Source organism: Mesorhizobium sp. IMUNJ 23033, assembly GCF_044778005.1.
GTDB lineage: Bacteria > Pseudomonadota > Alphaproteobacteria > Rhizobiales > Rhizobiaceae > Mesorhizobium > Mesorhizobium amorphae_A.
In genome coordinates, this window is record NZ_JBJACT010000030.1 from 85,926 (window position 1) to 107,051 (window position 21,126).

General features: G+C 63.8%; 16 protein-coding genes and 1 pseudogene. 16 read left to right on the plus strand and 1 reads right to left on the minus strand.

The window, feature by feature from the left end:
- Positions 1-6 precede the first annotated feature (6 nt).
- The 9 genes from ybgC (at position 7) to ftsH (ending at position 9,928) form a co-directional block, all read left to right on the plus strand.
- Positions 7-480 carry a tol-pal system-associated acyl-CoA thioesterase gene (gene ybgC / locus ACFX5Q_RS27250; protein ID WP_404282967.1) on the plus strand — a complete coding sequence of 158 codons (474 nt, stop codon included), beginning with the start codon at positions 7-9 and terminating at the stop codon, positions 478-480.
- Positions 481-788: 308 nt separating this feature from the next.
- On the plus strand, positions 789-1,499 hold the full coding sequence (gene tolQ / locus ACFX5Q_RS27255; protein WP_404282969.1) for a protein TolQ: 711 nt from the start codon (positions 789-791) through the stop codon (positions 1,497-1,499).
- 9 nt (positions 1,500-1,508) lie between these two features.
- Complete coding sequence (gene tolR / locus ACFX5Q_RS27260) at positions 1,509-1,961, plus strand: protein TolR (RefSeq protein WP_404282971.1); 453 nt, start codon at positions 1,509-1,511, stop codon at positions 1,959-1,961.
- A gap of 8 nt (positions 1,962-1,969) precedes the next feature.
- On the plus strand, positions 1,970-3,127 hold the full coding sequence (locus ACFX5Q_RS27265; protein ID WP_404282973.1) for a TonB family protein: 1,158 nt from the start codon (positions 1,970-1,972) through the stop codon (positions 3,125-3,127).
- Positions 3,128-3,206: 79 nt separating this feature from the next.
- Positions 3,207-4,478 carry a Tol-Pal system beta propeller repeat protein TolB gene (gene tolB / locus ACFX5Q_RS27270; RefSeq protein ID WP_244425862.1) on the plus strand — a complete coding sequence of 424 codons (1,272 nt, stop codon included), beginning with the start codon at positions 3,207-3,209 and terminating at the stop codon, positions 4,476-4,478.
- A 259-nt stretch (positions 4,479-4,737) separates the two neighbouring features.
- Positions 4,738-5,244: a peptidoglycan-associated lipoprotein Pal gene (gene pal, locus ACFX5Q_RS27275; RefSeq protein WP_192182067.1), complete on the plus strand. Its 507-nt coding sequence runs from the start codon at positions 4,738-4,740 to the stop codon at positions 5,242-5,244.
- A 188-nt stretch (positions 5,245-5,432) separates the two neighbouring features.
- Positions 5,433-6,512 carry a tol-pal system protein YbgF gene (gene ybgF / locus ACFX5Q_RS27280; RefSeq protein WP_192182068.1) on the plus strand — a complete coding sequence of 360 codons (1,080 nt, stop codon included), beginning with the start codon at positions 5,433-5,435 and terminating at the stop codon, positions 6,510-6,512.
- The gene (gene tilS, locus ACFX5Q_RS27285; RefSeq protein WP_404282974.1) at positions 6,506-7,873 is read left to right on the plus strand and encodes a tRNA lysidine(34) synthetase TilS; all 1,368 of its coding nucleotides are present in this window, start codon (positions 6,506-6,508) and stop codon (positions 7,871-7,873) included. The genes ybgF and tilS overlap by 7 nt, the downstream gene beginning before the upstream one ends.
- A gap of 120 nt (positions 7,874-7,993) precedes the next feature.
- Complete coding sequence (gene ftsH, locus ACFX5Q_RS27290) at positions 7,994-9,928, plus strand: ATP-dependent zinc metalloprotease FtsH (protein ID WP_006200109.1); 1,935 nt, start codon at positions 7,994-7,996, stop codon at positions 9,926-9,928.
- 453 nt (positions 9,929-10,381) lie between these two features.
- Here ftsH and ACFX5Q_RS27295 read toward each other — a convergent pair whose 3' ends face one another.
- Entirely contained in the window at positions 10,382-11,038 is a 657-nt protein-coding gene (locus tag ACFX5Q_RS27295) for a hypothetical protein (RefSeq protein WP_404282993.1), read from the minus strand.
- Between the two features lie 885 nt (positions 11,039-11,923).
- Here ACFX5Q_RS27295 and glmM point away from each other — a divergent pair.
- From glmM to ACFX5Q_RS27330, 7 genes and pseudogenes are all read left to right on the plus strand, one after another.
- Positions 11,924-13,276 (plus strand): phosphoglucosamine mutase, encoded by a 1,353-nt coding sequence (gene glmM / locus ACFX5Q_RS27300; RefSeq protein WP_006202419.1) that lies wholly within the window; start codon positions 11,924-11,926, stop codon positions 13,274-13,276.
- Between the two features lie 257 nt (positions 13,277-13,533).
- Positions 13,534-14,379, plus strand: a complete 846-nt coding sequence (locus ACFX5Q_RS27305) for an outer membrane beta-barrel protein (protein ID WP_404282977.1) — start codon at positions 13,534-13,536, stop codon at positions 14,377-14,379.
- Between the two features lie 288 nt (positions 14,380-14,667).
- Complete coding sequence (locus ACFX5Q_RS27310; protein WP_404282978.1) at positions 14,668-15,540, plus strand: outer membrane protein; 873 nt, start codon at positions 14,668-14,670, stop codon at positions 15,538-15,540.
- Positions 15,541-15,737: 197 nt separating this feature from the next.
- Complete coding sequence (locus ACFX5Q_RS27315; protein WP_404282980.1) at positions 15,738-16,913, plus strand: phosphoserine transaminase; 1,176 nt, start codon at positions 15,738-15,740, stop codon at positions 16,911-16,913.
- Between the two features lie 70 nt (positions 16,914-16,983).
- Complete coding sequence (gene serA, locus ACFX5Q_RS27320; protein WP_404282982.1) at positions 16,984-18,585, plus strand: phosphoglycerate dehydrogenase; 1,602 nt, start codon at positions 16,984-16,986, stop codon at positions 18,583-18,585.
- A 201-nt stretch (positions 18,586-18,786) separates the two neighbouring features.
- The gene (locus ACFX5Q_RS27325; RefSeq protein ID WP_404282984.1) at positions 18,787-20,085 is read left to right on the plus strand and encodes an adenylosuccinate synthase; all 1,299 of its coding nucleotides are present in this window, start codon (positions 18,787-18,789) and stop codon (positions 20,083-20,085) included.
- Between the two features lie 73 nt (positions 20,086-20,158).
- Positions 20,159-21,126, plus strand: a pseudogene (locus ACFX5Q_RS27330) (hypothetical protein); the annotation flags it as partial.

Genomic DNA, 21,126 nt, shown 5'->3' on the forward strand with positions numbered 1-21,126 from the left:
AGCGCTATGGACGATCATGGTGAATCGGCAACGCTTGTGGCCGGGCTTTCCGGCGCGCTGACGGAATTCGGCCACCGGCTGATGGCGCGGGTCTATTATGCCGACACGGATTTCTCCGGCGTCGTCTACCATGCCCGCTATCTCGAATTCTTCGAGCGCGGCCGTTCCGATTATCTCAGGCTTGCCGGCGTCCACCACACCGAGCTGGCCAACGGCAGGCATGGCGAAAAGATCGTCTGGGTGGTCAGGCGCATGGAGATCGATTTCCGCTCGCCCGCCCGGATGGATGACATCCTGACCATCGACACGCGCACCGAGGATATTTCCGGCGCCCGCATCGTCATGGCGCAACAGCTGAAGCGCGGCAGCGAAGTCCTGGTCAAAGCGCGGGTCGAGGCAGCGATCATCGGCGAGAACGGAAGGCCAAGGCGCTTTCCGAAGGATTGGGTGGCGGCTTTCTTACCCAAGGCAAACGGCTGATATTTCGCGCATCGGCAACCTCGGCGACCATTCGAATAACAAACCCAACCACCAGCCAAGCGATCCGGAGGCGCGGCAATGCGCCGCGCTGTACGTCCTAACCCATCCTTAACCATAACGGTTCATGAAGAGATTGGTGAAGATTGGCGGAATCCGAACGCCTTCCTTTGACCAATATTTGCCCCGAAAAGGCCGAGAACGGCGCATTTGGGGTGCTCCGCAAGCTTCAAGCTTCGCGCGAACGGACCACAAGGGATGCCCATGGGCCAGCCGCCAGCGATGCCCGGAAAATCTTTAAGGACGTAACCATGGAAAACATCGCACTCGCCGAACCGGGCGCGCATCTGTCGATTTGGGCGCTGTTCATGCAGGCCAACTGGGTCGTCAAGCTGGTGATGATCGGCCTGCTCTTCGCCTCGATCTGGACCTGGGCGATCATCGTCGACAAGCTGGTCACCTATGCCCGCATGCGGCTCGCGCTCAACCGCTTCGAACAGGTTTTCTGGTCGGGACAGTCGCTGGAAGAGCTTTACCGTACGCTCGCCGACCGCAAGACCACCGGCATGGGCGCGATCTTCGTTGCCGCCATGCGCGAATGGAAAAAGAGCTTCGAGAAGGGCGCGAAATCGCCGCTCGGCCTGCAGACCCGCATCGACAAGGCGATGGACCTGGCATTGACGCGCGAGATGGAGCGGCTGGAGGGACGGCTCGGCTTCCTCGCCACCACCGGTTCGGCGGCGCCCTTTATCGGCCTGTTCGGCACCGTCATCGGCATCATGACTTCGTTCCAAGCCATTGCCGCTTCCAAGAACACCAGCCTGTCGGTGGTGGCGCCCGGCATCGCCGAAGCGCTGCTGGCCACGGCCATCGGCCTGCTCGCCGCCATTCCCGCGGTGATCGCCTACAACAAGCTGTCATCGGATGCGAACAAGATCGCCGTGCGCATGGAAGGGTTCTCGGACGAGTTCTCCGCCATACTCTCGCGCCAAATCGATGAAAAAGTCGCGCAGAAGGCCTGAGGTACAAACATGGGTATGTCCGTAGGCATGTCGGGACGCGGCGGGCGCGGCCACAGGCGGCGAGGCCGCCATCATGCGCTGATTTCGGAAATCAACGTCACGCCGATGGTCGACGTGATGCTGGTGCTTTTGATCATCTTCATGGTCGCGGCACCGCTGCTGACGGTCGGCGTGCCGATCGACCTGCCGGATACGCAGGCCAAGGCGATGAACGTCGACACCCAGCCGATCACCGTCTCCATCAACGCCTCCGGCCAGATCTATCTGCAGGAAACCGAGATCCCGATCGACGAACTGGTGGCAAAGCTGCAGGCGATCTCGAAGACCGGCTATGACGAGCGCATCTTCATCCGTGGCGACAAGCTGACGGACTACGGCACCGCCATGAAGGTGATGGCCCGCATTTCGGCTGCCGGCTACAAGAATATCGGCCTCGTCTCGCTGCAGGAACAGGATCAGTAGACAAGAAGATGAGGACCGGCCTCACCACATCGGTAATCTTGCATGCGGTGGCGCTCGCCCTCGGGTTGTTCACGCTGACGTCGCCGGCTGCGCTGCCGGCGGCCGATGTCGAATCCGTCTCGGTCGACATAGTGCCGACGGAAGCCATGGCGCAGGTGCTGCAGGGCGACAAGAAGGCGGTGATGCATGACAAGCCAGCGCCTGTGCCGACCCAGCGTCCCGATATCATTCCCGCTGCCCAGAAGATTGGCGAAAACAGCGTCGACACCGACAAGCCGATAACGCCGGAGGCCAAGCCGAAGCCGGTCGACATGACGTCGGCGCCGCCGCCTGCCCCAACGCCGGTCGAGAAGCCGAAGCCCGAGGACGTGCCGAAGCCGCAGGAAAAGCCGAAGCCGATTCCGGCGACCGAAGTGGCGCCAGAGCCGCAGCCCAAGGAAGAGGTCAAGCCAGAGCCGGTGAAACAGACGGAGCCCAAGCCGACTCCGGCCAAGGAGCCTGCCCCCACGCCGCCGGAGGACAAGACCGCCGCGATCGAGCCGAAGCCCGAGGTCAAGCCTGACGCCGTTGCCGAGGCCATTGCCCAGGAGCCGCCAACCGAAACGACGCAGCTGCCGGACTCTGCGCCTGCGCCGGAAGCCCGCCCGAAGCCGAAGCCGGCGCAGGCCGAAAGCGCCAAGGCGCCGGACCGCAAGGACGCCGAAAAGCCGGTCAAGGAAGCCTCATCCAAGCCCAAGTCCGAGGACAAGCAATTCAACGCCGACGAGATTTCGGCGCTGCTCGACAAGCAGAAGCCGTCCGGTGGCGGCGCCAAGCGCTCGACCCAGCAATCGTCGCTCGGCGGTGACAAAGATCAGGGCGCGAAGCTTTCCAAGTCGGAGCAGGGAGCGCTGGAAAGTCAGCTCGGCGGTTGCTGGACCCTGCCGGTCGGGCTCGAGGGTTCGGAGAATTTCGTCGTTGTGGTCCGGTTCAATCTGGACACTTCCGGCAAGCTGGATGGCCGTCCATCTGTCGAGCAATCGAGCGGCAACCGCCAGTTCGACGAAAGTGCGGTGCGCGCGGTGCAGAAATGCGACATGGCCGGCCTGCAGGTTCCCGCCGGCAAGCAGGACATCTGGAACGACATCCGGGTCACCTTCGATCCAAGGGAGATGCTTGGCCTCTAGGCCTGGCGTCTACATAATCAAAGAAGAGAAGCGAGAAGATATGAGATCTTTCCTCAAGCCGCTCCTGACGATTGCAGCGATGGCGCTGGGCATGACGGCCGCGGCTCCGCTGCCGGCGTGGGCGCTCGTCGAGCTCAACGTCAACAAGGGCAATGTCGAGCCTCTGCCGATCGCCATCACCGACTTCCAGGGCGGCGACGCGCTAGGGGCGGAGATCTCCGACATCGTCAGCGCCGACCTCAAGCGTTCGGGTCTGTTCGCGCCGATCGACAAGAGCGCCTTCATCGAGAAGATATCCAATCCCGACGCCCAGCCCCGCTTCGACGACTGGAAGGTGATCAACGCGCAGGCGCTGGTGACCGGCAGCGTCGGCAAGGAAGCCGACGGCCGCATCCGCGCCCAGTACAGGCTGTGGGACACCTTTGCCGGCCAGCAGATGTCGGGCGAGCAGTTTTTCGCCAACGACGCCAACACCAGGCGCGTCGCCCATATCATCGCCGACGCCATCTATGAGCGGCTGACCGGCGAGAAGGGCTATTTCGACACCCGCGTCGTCTTCATTGACGAATCCGGCGCCAAGAACGCACGCAAGAAGCGCTTGGCCATCATGGACCAGGACGGCGCCAATGTGCGCTACCTCTCGGACGGCCGGGCGATCGTGCTGACGCCGCGTTTCTCGCCGAACCGGCAGGAAATCACATACATGTCCTATGAGAGCGGCCAGCCGAAGGTCTACCTGCTGCAGATCGAAACCGGGCAGCGCGAACTGGTCGGCAACTTTCCCGGCATGACGTTTGCACCTCGCTTTTCGCCTGACGGCCAGAAGGTGATCATGAGCCTGCTGCGCGACGACGGCAATTCCAACATCTTCGCCATGGATCTGAGAAGCCGCTCGACCACCAGGCTGACCAATTCGACCGCCATCGACACCTCGCCGTCCTATTCGCCCGACGGCAGCAAGGTGGTCTTCACCTCCGACCGTGGCGGCCGCGCGCAGATCTACGTGATGGGCGCCGACGGCTCGGGCCAGACCCGCATCTCGTTCGGCGACGGTGTCTATTCGACCCCGGTGTGGTCGCCGCGCGGCGACCTCATCGCCTTCACCAAACAGACCGGCGGCGAGTTCCAGATCGGCGTCATGAAGACCGACGGCTCGGGCGAGCGCATCCTGTCGTCAGGCTTCCAGCAGGAAGGACCGACCTGGGCGCCGAACGGTCGCGTGCTGATGTTCTTCCGCGATGCCAATGGCGGGCCGAAGCTGGTTTCGGTCGATCTTACCGGCCGCAACGAACAGTCGATTCCGACGTCGAACTTCGCCTCGGACCCGGCCTGGTCGCCTTTGCTCGAATAGGCTGGCCGCGGAGTATACTTTGCTCCAGTTGCAAGCCGGCAACGGCGTCGGAAAAGCCCCATTCTGGGGCTTTTTTCACGCCTTGGTCGCGTTTCGGCCGCATTTCCGCCTACGGTCCGCGCACATTGTGGCGTTCGGTCATGACGGTTGCGGACGGCAGCCGAAACCAAATTTTAACCGTGTTTCTTGAATGCCGGTTAACCCAAACGTGGTTACTGGGTGATCAACGAAATCACTCGAAATGCGAAGGAGAGGCGGCATGGGCCGTATCGCAGCACTTACTCGAAACCCGGTGATGATCGCGCTGGTCGCAATGCTCGCCATTACCGGTTGCGCCTCGAAGAAGACCCCGAACAGCGCTGCCGATCTCGGCCTTAACGGTGCTGGCGCGGCGACCCCCGGATCGGCGCAGGACTTCACCGTCAACATCGGCGACCGCATTTTCTTCGACACCGACTCGTCCTCGATCCGCGCCGACGCGCAGACGACGCTTGCCCGCCAGGCGCAGTGGCTGAACCAGTACAGGCAGTATGCCATCGTCATCGAAGGCCATGCCGACGAGCGCGGCACGCGCGAATACAATCTGGCGCTCGGCGCCCGCCGCGCCGCCGCCACCCGCGACTTCCTGGTCGCCAAGGGTGTCTCGGCGCAGCGCCTGAAGACGATTTCCTACGGCAAGGAACGTCCAGTCGCGGTCTGCGACGACATCTCCTGCTGGTCGCAGAATCGCCGCGCCGTCACCACGCTGAGCGGCGCCGGTTCCTGATCGGCAAAAATACAACACACCTGTGCGAAAGGCGGCCTCGGGGCCGCCTTTTTCATGTGCAGCTTCGATATCCCTTGGCCAAACAAAATTTGGCCGAAGTCTCAGGCCCTGCTATGAGCCGAGGGCGCTTGGTCCCACTCTGATCGGAAGGGCGCAACAGACCAACGATTTTCACGGCGAGAGACATAATGCATTTCAGAACGGTCCTGAGCGGCACGCTTGCGCTGCTGCTCGTATCAAGCATCGCCGCCCCGGCAAGCGAGACCGGGCAGCCAGCAGACAGCGGGTTCTCCTTCCACCTGCCGACGCTGGGCATTTTCGGCCAGAAGAAAAAGCCGGACCAGCAGCAGGTGGCGCAGCAGGATCCTGCCGGCGCCACCGGTCTGGAAGACCAGCTCCGACAGATGAACGGCAAGATCGAGGAACTCAATTTCCAGATCCTGCAGATGCAGGAGCAGATGCGCAAGCAGCAGGAAGACAACGAGTTCCGCTTCCAGCAGCTTGAAGGCGGCACGCAGGGGGCCCAGCAGCCGCCGGCACAGAAGAAGTCGGAAGCGGCGCCGGAGAATACCGACAACAGCGTCGCCGAGGCCCCGGCGACGCAGGCACCTGCCGATACGGCCACGCCGCCGGCGGGTGGCCAGAGCGTCGGCGAGGTCATCGTCGAATCGCAGACCGGCGATCCCGGCAAGGTGATCACCGGCGCGCCGCCGAAGACGTTCGGCACCATCACCGTCGACAAGAACGGCAATGTGGTCGAGGCCGGCGGCAACACGCAGGCGAGCGCGCCGGCGGAGACTGCTGCTCCGGCTACCGAGGCTCCGGCAACCGGGTCCAAGACCGGCAAGGCCGACGGCACGGTGGTCGCGGCGCTGCCGTCCACCAACAATCCCGATGAGCTCTATCGCAACTCCTACCAATTCATCCTGTCGGGCGACTACGGCACAGCCGAACAGGGTTTCCGCGACCACATCAGCCGCTTCCCCAAGGACGCCAAGGCGGCGGACGCCCATTACTGGCTGGGTGAGTCGCTGCTCGGCCAGCAGAAATACCGCGACGCGGCCGAGATCTTCCTCGCCGCCAGCAAGGACTATCCGAAGGCCAAGAAGGCTCCCGACATGCTTTTGAAGCTCGGCGTGTCGCTGGTCGGCCTGAAGCAGAACGACGTGGCCTGCGCCACCTTCGGCGAGATCGGCAAGCGCTATCCCGACCTTTCCAGCGCGCTCAAGGAACGTATCAAGCAGGAAAGGGCGCTTGCGGCGTGCTGACGCTCGATACCAGGCCTGACCTTACCGGGCCTGACCTTTCGGATTTTTCCAAGATCGACTTTACCAACGGCGCCATTGCAGCCGTATCCGGCGGCAGCGACTCGACCGCCCTCCTCCTTCTCCTCAAAAACCATCTCGACCGCACCGCGCCGGCCACCAGGCTGCTGGCGGTGACGATCGATCACGATTTGCGGCCGGGCTCGGCGGCGGAAGCGCGAGCCGTGGCCAGCCTCTGCGCCGAGCGCGGCATCGCGCATCGCACACTTCGCTGGTCCGGACCAAAGCCGTCGAGCGGCCTGCCAGCCGCCGCGCGAGAGGCGCGCTACCGGCTGTTGGCGCAGGCCGCGGTAGAGGATGGCATCGACCTGATCCTGACCGGCCATACCGCCGACGACCAGGCTGAAACCGTGCTGATGCGGCAGGCGCGGGATGAGGGCCGCGGCCTTGCCGGCATGGCGCCGGCGACCCTCTACGATTGGCGGCAATGGATCGTCAGGCCGCTGCTCGGCGCGCGGCGCTCGGCATTGCGCACATTCCTGCGGCGCGAGAATGTCGGCTGGGCCGAAGATCCGACCAACGCCGACGCGCATTTCGAACGGCCGCGCGTCCGGGCAGTGCTTGGCGAAGACGATGGTCAGCGATTTGCCGAGGCGATCGGCCTAGCCAAGCGGGTCGCCGCCGAGCGCGAAGAGCTCGGGCAGCGCGCGGCCATGCTGATCCGTGACTTTGCCGCCATGCCGACGACCGGGCTCATCCGTCTCGACCCCGCCTTCACGGCATCGGGCGATGCCCAGGCCGCCGTCTACGCCATGCGCATCCTGCTGGCGACTATTGGCGGCGTATCCTTCCTGCCTGACGAGGCCCGCAGCCAGGCGCTGTTTTCCCGGCTGCGGGCCGGACCGCTTTGCGCCACATTGTCGCGGACGGTGGTCGACGCGCGGCGCGCCGGCATCTTCCTGCGCCGGGAAGCGCGCGGCCTGCCCTTGGCGGCACCGGTCAGCGACGATGTCTTTTGGGACGGCCGTCGGCGGATCACATTGGGCGACAGGCCGGGTGCATTGTTGATCGCGCCGCTCGGGCGGGCCGCGGCCGCAAAGCGGGCGGTTGCCGAGGACGGCACGCCGCCGAACCTTGCGCGCGCCGCTCAAGCCGCCGAGCCGGCGCTTTGGCACGGGGCCGAATGCCTGGGTTTTGCGGGCGACGGCGCGGTGCCGACGACGGTCGGCGTGTCTCCCGTCGTGGCGCCCTTTGCCTGCTTCCTGCCGTCCTTCGATCTGGCGCCCGCCGCGGCCATTGCCGCGCTGATCGGCGCGCTGCCGGTCCCGGCCCTGCCTTTCCGCGGCCATAGTGCCGGGCGATGATGGGCGAAAGCTTAACCCAGACGTGCTGTTATGCTTGGCAAGGGGAGGCGCTCTCCCTATGTTAGGCTCAAGCTTCCTCTCATCATGTGTGTCCGCGTGCGGGCGCTAACGGGACATTAGATGAATCCGAATTATCGCAACCTCGCGCTCTGGGCGATCATAGCGGTCCTGCTCATCGCCCTGTTCAACCTGTTCCAGACGCCGCAGACGCGGGGCGCCTCGAGCGATGTGCCTTATTCGCAGTTCCTGCAGGACGTCGCGGCGGGCCGGGTCAAGACGGTGACGATCGCCGGCGCCCGCATCTCCGGCACCTACACCGACAGCTCGACCGGCTTCCAGACTTATTCGCCCGGCGACCCCTCGCTGGTCACACGGCTGCAGGACAAGAACGTCACCATCAATGCCCGGCCTGAATCCGACGGCTCCAACTCGCTGTTCGGCTATCTGATCTCCTGGCTGCCGATGATCCTGATCCTCGGCGTCTGGATATTCTTCATGCGCCAGATGCAGTCGGGCTCCGGCCGCGCCATGGGCTTCGGCAAGTCGAAGGCCAAGCTTCTGACCGAAGCGCATGGCCGCGTCACCTTCCAGGACGTCGCCGGCGTCGACGAAGCCAAGGAAGACCTGGAAGAGATCGTCGAATTCCTGCGCGACCCGCAGAAGTTCCAGCGCCTCGGCGGCAAGATTCCGCGCGGCGTGCTGTTGGTCGGCCCGCCCGGAACCGGCAAGACGCTGCTCGCCCGCTCGGTCGCCGGTGAAGCCAACGTGCCGTTCTTCACCATTTCCGGTTCGGACTTCGTCGAAATGTTCGTCGGCGTCGGCGCGTCCCGTGTCCGCGACATGTTCGACCAGGCCAAGAAGAATGCGCCCTGCATCATCTTCATCGACGAAATCGATGCCGTCGGCCGCCATCGCGGCGCCGGCCTCGGCGGCGGCAATGACGAGCGCGAGCAGACGCTGAACCAGCTGCTGGTCGAGATGGACGGTTTCGAATCCAACGAAAGCATCATCCTGATCGCTGCGACCAACCGCCCCGACGTGCTCGATCCGGCGCTGTTGCGTCCGGGCCGTTTCGACCGCCAGGTGGTGGTGCCGAACCCCGACATCGTCGGCCGCGAGAAGATCCTCAAGGTGCATGTGCGCAACGTGCCGCTGGCGCCGAACGTCGATCTCAAGGTGATCGCGCGCGGCACGCCGGGCTTTTCCGGTGCCGACCTGATGAACCTCGTCAACGAGTCCGCTTTGATGGCGGCGCGGCGCAACAAGCGCCTCGTCACCATGGCCGAGTTCGAGGATGCCAAGGACAAGATCATGATGGGCGCCGAGCGCCGCTCGTCGGCGATGACGCAGGCCGAGAAGGAGCTGACCGCCTATCACGAGGCCGGCCACGCCATCCTGGCGCTCAACGTGCCGTCGGCCGATCCGCTGCACAAGGCGACCATCATCCCGCGCGGCCGTGCGCTCGGCATGGTCATGCAGCTGCCGGAAGGCGACCGCTATTCGATGAGCTACAAATACATGGTGTCGCGGCTTGCCATCATGATGGGCGGCCGCGTCGCCGAGGAGTTCAAGTTCGGCAAGGAGAACATCACCTCGGGCGCCTCCTCGGATATCGAGCAGGCGACCAAGCTGGCGCGCGCCATGGTCACGCGCTGGGGCTTCTCCGACAAGCTCGGCCATGTCGCCTACGGCGACAATCAGGAAGAAGTCTTCCTCGGCCATTCGGTGGCACGCACGCAGAACATCTCCGAAGAGACGGCGCAGATCATCGACGCCGAAGTGCGCCGGCTGATCGACGACGCCTATTCGACGGCGAAGGCCGTGCTGACCAAGAAGAAGAAGGAATGGATCGCGCTGGCGCAGGGGCTGCTCGAATACGAGACGCTCACCGGCGAGGAGATCAAGCAGCTGATCGCCGGCCACAAGCCGGCCCGCGACCTCGGCGACGACACGCCGCCGAGCCGTGGCTCGGCCGTGCCGAAAGCCGGCACCGGCGGCCGCCGCAAGAAGGGCCCCGAGCCCGAAGGCGGCATGGAACCTCAGCCGTCGAGCTGAGGTTCGGGTAGGAGACTGATTTCGAAAACGCCGCGGCTTGGTCCGCGGCGTTTTTGTTTTGCAGAGGCTTATTAGCGGTCTGCCGCAGCTGAAAGTCGTCGTTTGCAAAGATAGCCGGCCAATTGCTGATGTCTGCGCCGCCCCTCATCGCCCTGCCGGGCACTTCTCCCCGTATAATGACGGGGAGAAGGACGCTGGTCGCAGCCTTGGCACGCTTCCTGCCACGTTGGTGATTGGTGAAACCGCCGATGATGGCGTCCTTCGCCCCGTTTACGGGGAGAAGATGCCGGCAGGCAGATGAGGGCGGTGCCAACGTTCGCAAATGCTCCCCCGGCCTTGAAAGCGGACCAGTCTGTCCAATCAACCTGCGGAGAACATTCCGCTGCCGGCAGCAAAAGGCCCGCGCACTTTGCTGGTGCGCGGACCTTCGTCGTTGGGAATATTACTGCGCTATCAGCTCTTCAGCTTGGCGTTGCAGAGGCTGTAGAAGCCGCCGCCCTTCTGGATCCACTTCAGGCCGCCCAACTTGTTGGCGTCCTTGTTGGCATAGTACAGTTCGAGGCAGGTGTGCATGCGACCCTTGGCGGGCGTCTCGCCGGCAAACTTCTTCGAGATCGCCGTCGGGAACTTTACGCCCCCGGGCGCTGCAACCGTCGGCTTTTCGGGGTCGCTTGTGTAGGTCGCCTCGTCGGCGGCCGGCACGGTGTCGTCGTCGGAGGCGGAAGCACCGCACTCGCTCTTGCGGAAGTCGTTCCACTTCTTGCCGCCCAGCGAGTTGCTTGCCTTGGCCGCCTGATACTTGGCGCTGCAATCGGCCATGCTCAGGCCCTTGCCGTCTTCGGCGGCTGCCTTGGTCGTCGCCTTGGCGGGCTCAGCCGCGGCCGTGGCGCCGGCGGCGCATTCGGTCTTGCGGAAGTCGTTCCACTTCATGCCATTGAGGGTGCCGGCGGCCTTGGCGGCCTGGTACTTGGTGCTGCATTCCTTCGCCGTCAGACCCTTGGCGGCATCGTCGTCGCTGGCCGCGGCGGCCTTGGTCGTCGCCTTGGCGGGCTCGGCTGCGGCCGTGGCGCCGGCGGCGCATTCGGTCTTGCGGAAGTCGTTCCATTTCATGCCGTTCAGCGTGCCGGCGGCCTTGGCCGCCTGATACTTGGTGCTGCATTCCTTCGCGGTCAGACCCTTGGCGGCATCGTCGTCACTGGCCGCGGCGGCCTTGGTCGTCGCCTTGGCGGGTTCGGCTGCGGCCGTTGCGCCGGCGGCGCATTCAGTCTTGCGGAAGTCGTTCCACTTCATGCCGTTCAGCGTGCCGGCGGCCTTGGCGGCTTGGTATTTGGTGCTGCATTCCTTCGCCGTCAGGCCCTTGGCCGCATCGTCGTCACTGGCTGCCGCCGCCTTGGTGTCGGTCTTGGTCGTCTTCTTGGCCGGCTTGGTGTCGGTCGTCGCTGCCGCGTCCGTGCCGCACTCGGCCTTGCGGAACTGGTTCCAAGTCTGTCCGCCAAGTGTTCCCGCATCCTTGGCTGCGTTATACTTGGTGCTACACTCTGCCATGGTCAGCGCGTTGGCCGGCGCCGCCAGGAACAGGGTTGCGACGGCAAGGCCCGTCAGTGTTGCAAGTCTGTGGATGAGCATGGCGTTTCTCCGTTGCTGCTGCCCAAGTTTGTCCGTTGCGGAATCAATAGCTCTCAACGGCCGGTTGCGCCAGATGCTAACTGGCGCGGACGTCGCCGGAAACTGCGTTCTGCCGACAAGGTGATGAAAACGTTGCGGATCAAGGCCGCCGGGCCAAGAGTTGCCCGGCGAATCTGCGCCGTTCTGCCCGCCGCGACTGGTCTATTGTGGCGAGACAGTGTCATCGTGGTAGACTGTCGAATCGCTTGAACTAACCGCAACAATGATTTTCTAAGGAATCGTAATACATAATCACACAATGTGATGTTCGGACGCAGCCCAATTGTGGCAATACGAACGGCTGAAAAATCGACGGGGACCAAGGCAGGTATGGCAGGGCAGTATTTCGGCACCGACGGTATTCGCGGACGCGCCAACAAATTTCCGATGACGGCGGAGATCGCCATGCGGGTCGGCATGGCCGCAGGCCTGTCGTTCCAGCGCGGCAGCCATCGGCACCGTGTCGTGCTCGGCAAGGACACCAGGCTTTCCGGCTACATGATTGAGAACGCGATGGTGTCGGGCCTGTGCGCCGCCGGCATGGACGTGTTCCTGCTCGGTCCCATTCCGACGCCCGCGGTTGCCATGCTGGTGCGTTCGCTGCGCGCCGATATCGGCGTGATGATCTCGGCCTCGCACAACCCCTATTACGACAACGGCATCAAGCTATTCGGCCCCGACGGCTACAAGCTCTCCGACGAGATCGAGGAGCGCATCGAGGGGATGCTCGACAAGGATATCGAACTGGCGCTTGCCGATTCCGACGGGCTTGGCCGCGCCAAGCGCGTCGACGGCGTGCATGACCGCTATATCGAATTCGCCAAGCGCACCTTGCCGCGCTCGATGTCGCTGTCGGGTCTCAGGATCGTCGTCGATTGCGCCAACGGCGCCGCCTACAAGGTGGCGCCCGAGGCATTGTGGGAACTCGGAGCCGAGGTGGTGGCCATCAATGTCGAGCCCAACGGCTTCAACATCAACAAGGAATGCGGCTCGACCCATCCGGCCGGACTGCAGAAGAAGGTGCATGAGGTGCGCGCCGATATCGGCATCGCGCTCGACGGCGACGCCGACCGCGTCGTCATCGTCGACGAGAACGGCACGATCGTCGACGGCGACCAGATCATGGCGCTGATCGCCGAGTCATGGCACCAGAGCGGACGGCTGGCCGGCGGCGGCGTGGTTTCGACGGTGATGTCCAATCTCGGCCTCGAACGCTTCCTCGGCGACATGAAGCTGCAACTGCACCGCACCAAGGTCGGCGACCGCTATGTCGTCGAGCATATGCGCGCGCATGGGTTGAATGTCGGCGGCGAGCAATCGGGCCACATCGTGCTCTCCGACTTCTCGACCACGGGCGACGGCCTGGTCTCGGCGCTGCAGGTGCTGGCCTGCATCAAGCGGCAGAACCGGCCGGTCAGCGAACTGTCGAAGAAGTTCGAGCCGGTGCCGCAGCTTTTGAAGAATGTGCGTATTGCCGGCGGCAAGCCGCTCGAGGAGGCGCCGGTCAAGGCGGCGATCGAGGATGCCCGTCACCGCCTCGGCAAGGCCGGGCGGCTAGTCATCCGTCCTTCCGGTACCGAGCCGCTGATCCGCGTCATGGCCGAGGGCGACGATCCGCAACTGGTCGAGGCGGTCGTCAACGACATCGTCGGCATCATTTCCGAGACCCGCAGCGCCGCCTGAACCCTGGCGCGTCCGAGGAGGGCGCGGCGCGAAAACTACCTGTTCCAGAGTTGCAAAGGCCCGCCGTCAGGCGGGCCTTTTTGTGCTTGTCGGAACACCCTGCTGCTTGGGGAACATGCTCTACTTCTAAAATTCTATAGATTCGTGGTTAATCGATACGGTTAAACGCCTTTTAACCTTTGCAATTCATTATCCACGCCGAGGTCAATCACATTCGGGCGGATACGTCGTTCCGAGGCTTCTTAGGGGTGACAAGCATGTTCAGTACAGCAAGAATGGCACTGTTCGCCGCGCTGTTGGCGGGCGTGGCCGGACCGGCCTTCGCCGCCGATTTCGTGGAGCCGCCCGTGGTCGAGCAGGCGCCGCCGCCGGTGGCCTATCAAGAACCGGCCGATTTTGGCGGCTGGTACATTCGCGGCGACATCGACTACCATTGGTCGGAGTTCGGCGGTGGCGACTACACCACATACAGTGGAACAGCGCCCCAGAATCCTGGGTCTTTCGCCAGCGGTGAGCTGAAGGGCGCCTTCTCGGCCGGCGCCGGTGTCGGTTATCAGGTCAATCGGTACTTCCGTACAGACCTGACCTTCGACTGGATGGGCAAGTCTGATTTCCGCGGATCGACGAACGGCTTCTGCGGCCCTGCACCGCAAGTTGCCTGTACCTCGACCGACACATCGTCCTATTCGGCCATGCTGCTGCTGGCCAACGCCTATGTCGACATCGGCACATGGCACGGCGTGACGCCCTATGTCGGCGCCGGCATCGGCGGCGCCTGGGTCAAGTGGGACACGCTGCACAACAGCGACTCCGATGGTGAATTTGAACACACAGGCGGTAAGGGCTGGCGCTTCGCTTACGCCCTCATGGCCGGCGCTTCCTACTGCCTTACCGATCAGGTCAAGCTCGATGTCGGCTATCGCTACAGCCACATCAATGGCGGCAAGATGTTCGAATACGCTTCGGACAGCAATGTCGGCCCGGGCTACGATCACGGCATCAACGTGCACGAAGTGCGCGGCGGTCTGCGCTACCAGTTCGGCCGGTCCGACTGCGCTCCTCCGCCGGAGCCCTATGTGCCGGAGCCGGTCTACACCAAGTAATCGGTTCGATTTCAGACCTTCGCCAACCGCCCGGCCTTGCCGGGCGGTTTTCGTTTGTGCCGCTTCAGTCCGTGTCCGACCCTTTCCGAACCAAGATCAGCGAAGCAAAACCGGATCGCTTTCTGCCGCCGACCTTCAGTGGGGTAAATGCTCCAGTCAAAACCCTGCCGAAATCAATTCGCTAACGCTCTGTTATCCTTAACCGGCACTTAACCACTATGGTTAACAATGCTCCCTGAAACGGCGCGTGCCATTGCAATGCGCGCCAAGTTCGGGAGCCCGGGGACCATGGTACTCAAATCGCGTATAGCGCTGGCGCTTGCGGCAATCATGCTGATGCCGGTGACGCAGGCGTCGTCGGCCGACTACGATCCACCCATCTATGTCGACCAGGCGCCCGACTACGTGCCGGTCGAGGTCGGTTCGGGATGGTATCTGCGCGGCGATATCGGCTACGCCTTCAGCCATCCGTTCGAACACCAGACAGCAGCCAGCGGATCGACCACTTTCACCAACGACAGCAGCCTGTTCACCGGCAGCATCGGCATGGGCTATCACATCAACGATTACCTTCGGGTCGAACTCAACGGCGGAATTCTGCCGACCAACAAGTTCGGCGACCATGCGCTGGTGCCAAGCGGGTGCGCCGGCACAACGAACAGCCTGTTTCCGGACGGGGCTGGCGGCTTCATCATTGTTCCCACGGCTACGACCCAGGATTGCGAGGCCTCAAACTACGGCACCAACAAGGGTTACAGCGTGATGGCCAACGGCTATGTGGACCTCGGCACCTATGTGGGCATCACACCCTATATCGGTGGCGGCGTCGGTGTTGCCTACAACAAGTATTTCAAGACCCAGGGCGCGCGCAATTGCATTCCGATCGATCCCGATCCGACGTCGGGCGCGGGTGGCTTCCAGTGTAACGATCCGGCTGGATACAGCGGGTCGGAAGACTCAGAGGCCAAATTCAATCTCGCTTATTCGATCGGGGCCGGCCTGTCCTATCAAGTGACCAAGAACGTCTCGGTTGACCTGGGCTACGAGTATTTCTCGATCCCAAGCGCCAAATATGTCGCCTATGATGATGGCGCCTTCGGCATCCACAAAGGCATCGATTATCAGACGGTCAAGCTCGGCCTGCGCTACGATCTCTGGTAAGCGCGCAACGAAGCCCAAGGAATCGACGGCGAGCCCTCGGGCTCGCCGTTTGCATTATGCGCCTAAGATGGCATGGCGCGCCAGTATCCTGCCAGCGACAAAAACTTTCCTCTTGACGCCGAAAGCCTGAACGCATATCGCCGTCCGTGGGCCACCCCTCCCCAACGAGGGGCCACTATCTGGAAGGATAGACCACGATGACGACACATACGAAGCCCGGACTCCGTCCGGCAAACCCCAATTTCTCCTCAGGTCCCTGCGCAAAGCGCCCCGGCTGGTCGGTCGAGGCCCTCAAGAATGCCGCGCTTGGACGTTCGCATCGCGCCAAGATCGGCAAGACCAAGCTCGAACAGGCGATCGAGCTGACGCGCGAGATCCTCCAGGTACCAGCGGGCTACCGCATCGGCATCGTGCCGGCGTCCGACACCGGCGCAGTCGAGATGGCGCTGTGGTCGCTGCTCGGCGAGCGCGGCGTCGACATGGTCGCCTGGGAGAGCTTCGGCTCCGGCTGGGTCACCGACGTGGTCAAGCAGCTGAAGCTCGCGGACGTGCGCAGGATCGAAGCCGGCTACGGCGAGCTGCCCGACCTGGCGAAGATCGACTTCGACCGCGACGTGGTCTTCACCTGGAACGGCACGACCTCGGGCGTGCGGGTGCCGAACGGCGATTTCATCCCGGCCGCTCGCAAGGGCCTGACCATCTGCGACGCGACGTCGGCGGCCTTCGCGCAAAGGCTCGATTTCGAAAAACTCGATGTCGTCACCTTTTCCTGGCAGAAGGTGCTGGGCGGCGAGGGCGCGCATGGCATGCTGATCCTCAGCCCGCGCGCTGTCGAGCGGCTGGAAACCTACAAGCCTTCATGGCCGCTGCCGAAAATCTTCCGCCTGACGTCGGGCGGCAAGCTGATCGAAGGCATCTTCAAGGGCGAGACCATCAACACGCCGTCGATGCTGTGCGTCGAGGATTATCTGGATGCGCTGCAGTGGGCGAAGTCGATCGGCGGCCTCGAGGCCCTGATCGCCCGCGCCGACGCCAATGCCGCGGTGCTCGATCGCTTCGTCGCCAAGTCCTCCTGGCTCGGCCATCTCGCCGTCCAGCCGGCAACGCGATCCAACACTTCGGTCTGCCTGTCCTTCATCGATCCGGATGTCGCGGCACTCGACGCGGACGGCCAGGCGGCTTTCGCCAAGGGACTGGTCTCTGTGCTCGACAAGGAAGGCGTCGCCTATGACATCGGCGCCTATCGCGATGCACCGCCCGGCCTGCGCATATGGTGCGGCGCTACGGTCGAGACATCCGACCTCGAAGCACTGCTGCCTTGGCTCGACTGGGCCTTTGCCATGCAAAAGGCGTCGCTGAAAGCGGCTGCCTGAGCTCATTGCGCGGCAGCCTTCGGGCCGCCGGTTTCCCGTACGGATCAATCCCATTTTCAAGGAGGCCGCCATGGCGCCCCGCGTTCTCGTCTCAGACAAACTTTCCACCACCGCCGTGCAGATCTTCAAGGACCGAGGAGTCGAGGTCGACTACCTGCCCGATCTCGGCAAGGATAAGGAAAAGCTCGCCGAAGTGATCGGTCAATATGATGGCCTCGCCATCCGTTCGGCGACCAAAGTCACGGAAAAGCTGATCAATGCCGCCACCAATCTGAAGGTCGTCGGCCGCGCCGGTATCGGCGTCGACAATGTCGACATCCCGGCGGCGAGCCGCAAGGGCATCATCGTGATGAACACGCCCTTCGGCAATTCGATCACCACTGCCGAGCATGCGGTTGCCATGATCTTTGCGCTGGCGCGCCAGATCCCGGAGGCCAATGCCTCCACGCATGCCGGCAAATGGGAGAAGAACCGTTTCATGGGCATCGAGATCACCGGCAAAACGCTGGGCGTGATCGGCTGCGGCAATATCGGTTCCATCGTCGCCACGCGCGGCGTCGGGCTGAAGATGCATGTCATCGCCTTCGACCCGTTCCTGTCGGACAGCCGTGCGGAAGAACTTGGCGTCGTGAAGGTCGAACTGGACGAGCTGTTCGCCCGCGCCGATTTCATCACGCTGCACACGCCGCTGACCGACAAGACGCGCAACATCATCGACGCGTCGGCGATCGCCAAGATGAAGGACGGCGTGCGCATCATCAATTGCGCGCGCGGCGGCCTGATCGTCGAGGCCGATCTGGTGGCGGCGTTGAAGAGCAGCAAGGTGGCGGGCGCCGGCATCGACGTGTTCGAGGTCGAACCGGCGGAGAGGAACGAGCTGTTCGGCATGGACAATGTCGTGGCGACGCCGCATCTCGGCGCCTCGACCACCGAGGCGCAGGAGAACGTTGCGCTGCAGGTCGCCGAACAGATGGCCGACTATCTGATCAAGGGCGCCGTTTCCAACGCCATCAACATGCCGTCGATCTCCGCCGAGGAAGCGCCGCGGCTGAAGCCTTTCGTCAAGCTCGCCGAAGTGCTCGGGGCCTTTGTCGGCCAGGTCACCGAGGATCCGATCAAGGAGGTCGAGATACTGTTCGACGGCTCGACCGCGACGATGAACACGCGCGCACTGATCAGTGCCGCCCTTGCCGGCCTGATTCGGCCGCAGGTCTCCGACGTCAACATGGTGTCGGCGCCGATCATGGTGAAGGAGCGCGGCATCATCGTCGCCGAGGTCAAACGCGACAAGTCGGGCGTGTTCGACGGCTACATCAAGCTGACGGTCAAGACCGAGCACCGGACGCGCTCGATCGCCGGCACCTGCTTCTCCGACGGCAAGCCGCGCTTCATCCAGATCAAGGGCATCAATCTCGACGCCGAGGTCGGCCAGCACATGCTCTACACGACCAATGCCGACGCGCCGGGCATCATCGGCCTGCTCGGCACGGTGTGCGGCGAAAATGGCGTCAACATCGCCAACTTCCAGCTTGGCCGCAACCGGCCCGGCGGCGATGCCATCGCGCTGCTCTATCTCGACGCGCCGTTCCCGGAAAGGGTGCTCGATCAGCTGCGGGCGCACAAGTCGATCGACTCGGCCAAGCCGCTGCACTTCGACGTCGGCAGCGCCTGACCTGATTCCAAGAAAGCTTTATCGAAGGCGCGGCTCCGTCCGCGCCTTTTCTGTTTTGCGGCGGCTCGGCCAAGTAAATGATGCAGAAGGCGAAAATTGTTGCGTTTCAAGCGGCAAAGAATGGTCGCATCGGCCTGCTCTTGACGCTATAGAGGCCTGTCGTTTCAAAGCCGCCGGTCGGCATCTCAAGGGAAAAGAAACATGGCCAATGTGGTGGTCGTCGGCTCGCAGTGGGGCGACGAAGGCAAGGGCAAGATCGTCGACTGGCTGTCGGAACGGGCGGACGTCGTCGTGCGCTTCCAGGGCGGCCACAATGCCGGCCACACGCTGGTCGTCGACGGCAAGGTCTACAAACTGTCGCTGCTGCCGTCCGGCGTAGTGCGGCCAGGCAAGCTGTCGATCATCGGCAATGGCGTGGTCTTCGACCCGCACGCCTTCGTCGCCGAAGCGGCGAAACTGAAGGCGCAAGGCGTGGAGGTGACGCCGGATCGCCTGAAAATAGCCGAAAACACCGCGCTTATCCTGTCGCTGCACCGCGAGCTGGACGGATTCCGCGAGGACGCCGCCTCCAATTCCGGAACGAAGATTGGCACGACCCGCCGCGGCATCGGCCCCGCCTACGAGGACAAGGTGGGCCGGCGTGCGGTCAGGGTGATGGACCTGGCGGATTTGGAAACGCTTCCCTTGAAAGTCGACAGGCTGCTGACGCACCACAACGCGCTGCGCCGCGGGCTCGGCCATGCCGAGGTCACGCATGACGCGATCATGGGCGAGCTGACTTCGGTCGCCGACGAAATCCTGCCCTATATGGATCGGGTCTGGAAGGTTCTCGACGACCGGCGCCGCGCCGGCGAACGCATCCTGTTCGAGGGCGCGCAAGGCACACTTCTCGACATCGACCACGGCACCTATCCATTCGTGACCTCGTCCAATACCGTGGCCGGCCAGGCGGCGGCCGGCGCCGGCGTCGGCCCCGGCGTCATCGGCTATGTGCTCGGCATTACCAAGGCCTATACGACGCGTGTCGGCGAGGGTCCGTTCCCGACCGAACAGAAGAACGAGATCGGCGAATTCCTCGGAACGCGCGGCCATGAATTCGGCGTCGTCACCGGCCGCAAGCGCCGCTGCGGCTGGTTCGACGCCGTGCTGGTCCGCCAGGCGGTCGCCGTCAACGGCATCAAGGGCATCGCGCTGACCAAGCTCGACGTGCTCGATGGCCTGGACGAGATCAAGGTCTGCACCGGCTACCGCCTCGACGGCGAGATGATCGACTATCTGCCCGCCAGCCAGGGCGCGCAGGCCCGGGTCGAACCGGTCTACGAGACGCTGGAGGGCTGGAAAGGCACCACCGCCGGCGCGCGCAGCTGGAACGATCTGCCGGCCCAGGCGGTCAAATATGTCCGTTACATCGAAGAGCTGATCGGCGCGCCGGTAGCACTCCTTTCCACCAGCCCGGAACGGGACGATACGATACTTGTGACCGATCCGTTTCAAGACTAGTTTCTGAGCCTTTCCGGGCATTGCGGCTGATTTGCGGGGGCCGGTCCGTGACAAAATACAGGTCGACTGACGCATGGCAGATTTCGTTGCTGTTCTGAAAAAGACGATCGACGGTCTCGGTGAGAACACGCCGGAGATTCGGGCGAGGGTCTACGACAAGGCCCGGGCGACGATCGCGAAGAAGCTCGCGGATCACGTTCCGCCTTTGGCCCCGTCGGTCGCCGACCAGCAGAAGCGCACGCTTGAAGATGCCATTTCCAGCGTCGAGCGGACCTACGCCAAGAACGTACCTGCCGCCGACCCGCTGGCGGAGCTGGAGCACATCTTCTCGTCCATAGACCGCAACAAGAACCAGCCGAGCCACACACGGCAACCGGCAAAGACGGAACCGACCTGGCCGCCGCCGCCTATGGCCAAGCCGGAACCCGCCAAGTCGGAGACCGTCAGGCCGGCGCCGCCCGCCGCCAAGGCAGAGCCGAGCTGGCAGAAGACGCCGCAGACGCCGCCATTCGACACTGCCGATAACCGCCTTCCGGGGATGGACGCGCAGGCGCCGAACGATCAGGACAATGTCTTTGCCAATGACGAGCAACCGGCGGCGGAGGACACCTTCCAGCGCTTGCGCCCCGCCGTGCGCAAACGCAGCTATGGCGGGCTGATCGCGACCGCCGCCGTGCTGCTGGTGGTTGCCGGCGGCGGGTACGGCATCTGGCTGAACAAGGACGCATTCGGCTCGATGTTCGGCCCTGGCGGGTCGAAGACCGTCACCACCGAGCCGCTGGTGAAACCGGCGGCCCCGGCCAAGCCGGCGGCCGATGCCGCGGCGGCACCGCCAGCGGCGGGCGCTACCGACACCGCCGAGACAACCAAGTTCACCCAGCGCCTGACGCCCGAGGGCAAGGAGACCGATCCCGGTCCGGCCGCCGGGCAAAGCGGCATAGGCGAAGGCGAATCCGTCGCCGCACTGACCACGCCGCCGCCGGCGACGCCGCCTGCGGCCACTCCCGCGCCGACCACGCAACCGCCGACCACTCCGGTGCC